3 protein-coding genes are annotated in these 3,168 nt (G+C 43.1%); all 3 read left to right on the top strand.

The genetic code is table 11. From position 1 onward, the window contains the following. The first annotated feature begins 64 nt into the window (after positions 1 to 64). Positions 65 to 1,384 carry a DEAD/DEAH box helicase gene (locus JWP71_RS05500; protein ID WP_299497773.1) on the top strand — a complete coding sequence of 440 codons (1,320 nt, stop codon included), beginning with the start codon at positions 65 to 67 and terminating at the stop codon, positions 1,382 to 1,384. Positions 1,385 to 1,537: 153 nt separating this feature from the next. After that, positions 1,538 to 1,834 carry a septum formation initiator family protein gene (locus JWP71_RS05495; RefSeq protein WP_299497771.1) on the top strand — a complete coding sequence of 99 codons (297 nt, stop codon included), beginning with the start codon at positions 1,538 to 1,540 and terminating at the stop codon, positions 1,832 to 1,834. Between the two features lie 672 nt (positions 1,835 to 2,506). Further along, positions 2,507 to 3,168 (top strand): ATP-binding cassette domain-containing protein (locus tag JWP71_RS05490; RefSeq protein ID WP_299497769.1); only part of this gene is annotated, 662 nt, incomplete at its 3' end.

The raw sequence follows: 3,168 nt of genomic DNA, 5'->3' as shown, positions 1-3,168 counted from the left end.
ACCGACAAACTCTTCAGATCCGCTATGCAATCGCGTTTAGCACATAATAAATAAGAAACAATACATGTCATTCGAAAATTTAAACTTGATTGAGCCTATTCTCAGGGCTTTAAAAACTGAGGGATATACCACACCTACACCTATACAAGAGCAAGCTATACCTATTGTACTGCAACGCCGCGACCTTTTGGGCTGCGCGCAAACCGGTACCGGTAAAACGGCCGCTTTCTCTATACCTATCTTACAGTTATTATATCAGGATAGGTTACAGCATAAAGAACAAAAAACCATTAAAGCGTTGATATTAACCCCAACGCGCGAACTGGCCATACAAATTAACGAGAGCCTTGCCGCTTATGGCAGGCATACCGGTTTAAAACATTTGGTAATTTACGGTGGTGTGTCACAAAACCCGCAAACCGAGGCTTTGCGTCGCGGGGTGGATATTTTGGTTGCTACACCGGGCCGTTTATTGGACCTGATGAACCAAAAATATGTTCACCTTGACCACATTAAAATGCTGGTGCTTGATGAGGCCGACCGTATGCTGGATATGGGTTTTGTGCATGATGTAAAAAAGATCATAGCTAAAGTTCCGGCCAAAAGACAGACCCTGTTCTTTTCGGCTACTATGCCAAATGAGATTCAGCAACTGGCTAATACCATATTAACTAACCCGGAAAAGGTGGAAGTTACCCCGCCGTCATCAACTGCCGATACTATTCAGCAGGAGCTTTACTATGTAGAGAAAAATGATAAGCGGTTATTACTGGTGCATATATTAAAAGATAAAGACATTAAAACCGCGCTGGTATTTACCCGTACCAAACATGGCGCAGATAAAGTGGTGAAGGACCTGGTTAAAATTGGCATTACTGCCGAAGCTATCCACGGTAACAAATCGCAAAACGCGCGTCAAAGGGCGTTAACTAATTTTAAGGCGCGTACTACACGCGTGTTGATTGCTACCGATATTGCCGCGCGCGGTATTGATATTGATGAGCTTACCCACGTAATAAATTACGAAATACCAAACATTCCTGAAACCTATGTACACCGTATTGGCCGTACAGGCAGGGCAGGGGCCAGCGGTATAGCTATGACTTTTTGCGACCAGGAAGAGATTGATTTTTTAAAGGATATACATAAACTGATAGGCAAACTTATTCCTGTTAACGATGGACATCCGTATGTAATGAGTCCGCAAAGTATAGTTGCCAAACATGCCGACGGCCAGGCAAAAGGCGGCGGCGGACGCACCGGCGCTCCTAAACGTGGTCGTGGATTTGGCAAAAGCAACCGTGGTGGCGGCGGTGGTAGCCGTCCTGCCGGCAAGCCGGATGGTAACCTAAGCGGCGGCAGGCCGAGCGGTAATAGAAGATAGAAATTAAAGATTAGGTATTGAAGATTAAAGATTAGTTGATCAACCAATCTTTAATCTTCAATACCTAATCTTTAACTTGTTAATAAGTTAATAAGCATATTTGCATCGGTTAATCTTTTAGTTTAATTTTAACTTAAATTACCATTCACGTTTATGAAACGATTGATAGATCTTTTTAAAAACAAATATTTTTTGGTGTCGCTTGCCTTTGTGGTATGGATGGTGTTTTTTGATAAGAACGATCTGTTATCTCAATACCAGTATCACCAGGAAGTAAGCAAGCTAAAACAGGAGCGCGATTTTTACAAACTGCAAACCGCTAAAGTTAGCCAGGACCTTGATGAGCTTACCTCAAACCCCGAAAAACTCGAGAAATTCGCCCGCGAAAAATATTTGATGCGGAAAGATAATGAGGATGTTTTTGTGATTGTTAAAGAGAAGGCTCAGTAAGTTACAACACCATTCTCACGATGTGTCATTGCAAGCACAGCCGGCAATCTCTCTACCCACTTATCTTAAATTCGATTTTCTAGACTTTTTAACGATCAGCCTTCAAACTGTTAGCATCCATCGCTCATAGCCGCGGAGGCCTAGTTCTTTTTCCTTAGATGAAAAAGGACCAAAAACTGAGCGTAGCGACCTCATGAATACCCATAAAAAACAAACAATAGATGAATAAATCAAGTCATCCCAATCGCTGCCACTACCAGGCCAGACTCCCGGCCGCGTGGGCTGACGGGCCACCGCTCTTTTTTGATTGCTCATAATTACCAAAATTCTGGTTCTATCCTCAAGTGTCAGCAAAAAAGCTTCGGGTGAGCGCAGGTAAAACAAGTTGGGCTGTGCGGTGGCAAGGGCATTGGTAATTTTGCTTGAAGCGGGGGCCTTGTGCGACAATAGGGGGCAAAAGGACCGGGCCCAAGGTTTTACCTGCGATGCAGCGCAAAAGCCCAGAGCGCAAAGAAGCCTCTTTGCTGACTTGATTTTTTGTTACTTTTTGATCAAGCAAAAAGTAATAGGCCTTAGCGGCCAAGAACGTCATCAAGTATTTAGTAACAAATTATACTTATCGCGCCACAATTCTTAGCTATGAATGACAAAGAGATTTTCTACATTTGAACCATGAGTATCCGCGTTGAAGGTTTAACAAAAATTTATGGCGAGCAAAAAGCAGTTGATGGCATAACTTTTAATGCAGAGCCGGGGGTGTTGGGCTTTTTGGGTCCGAATGGTGCCGGTAAATCTACCACCATGAAAATTCTGACAGGCTTTATTCCGCAAACTAGTGGTAAAGCAGAGGTATGTGGATTTGATGTAAGTACCCAATCTTTGGAAGTTAAACGCAATATTGGCTACCTGCCAGAAAGTAACGCGCTTTACCTGGATATGTACGTAAAAGAATCTCTTGCTTTTATAGCCGGCATCCATAAAATATACGAGCCCGAAAAACGCATAGCTGATATTATTGAAATGACCGGGCTTGGGCCAGAGCAGCATAAAAAAATAGGCCAGCTATCTAAAGGTTACCGCCAGCGTGTGGGTTTGGCACAGGCTATTTTGCACGACCCGCAGGTGTTGATATTGGATGAGCCCACTTCGGGCCTTGACCCTAATCAATTAATAGGCATCCGCCAGTTAATATTAGACCTGGGTAAAACTAAAACCATTATCCTATCTACCCATATTATGCAGGAAGTGGAGGCGGTATGCAACCATGTTATTATTATTAATAAAGGAAAAATTGTAGCCAATGATACTTTGGCAGCATTGAGGGGGAAGAATAA

This window comes from Mucilaginibacter sp., assembly GCF_028287845.1.
GTDB lineage: Bacteria > Bacteroidota > Bacteroidia > Sphingobacteriales > Sphingobacteriaceae > Mucilaginibacter.
This window is presented reverse-complemented; position numbering and strand designations above follow the sequence as displayed.

What these genes read in the sequence shown, in the direction of transcription:
- JWP71_RS05495 (WP_299497771.1), top strand. Translation starts at nt 1,538, where the DNA reads ATGAAACGATTGATAGATCTTTTTAAAAACAAATATTTTTTGGTGTCG.
- JWP71_RS05500 (WP_299497773.1), top strand. Translation starts at nt 65, where the DNA reads ATGTCATTCGAAAATTTAAACTTGATTGAGCCTATTCTCAGGGCTTTA.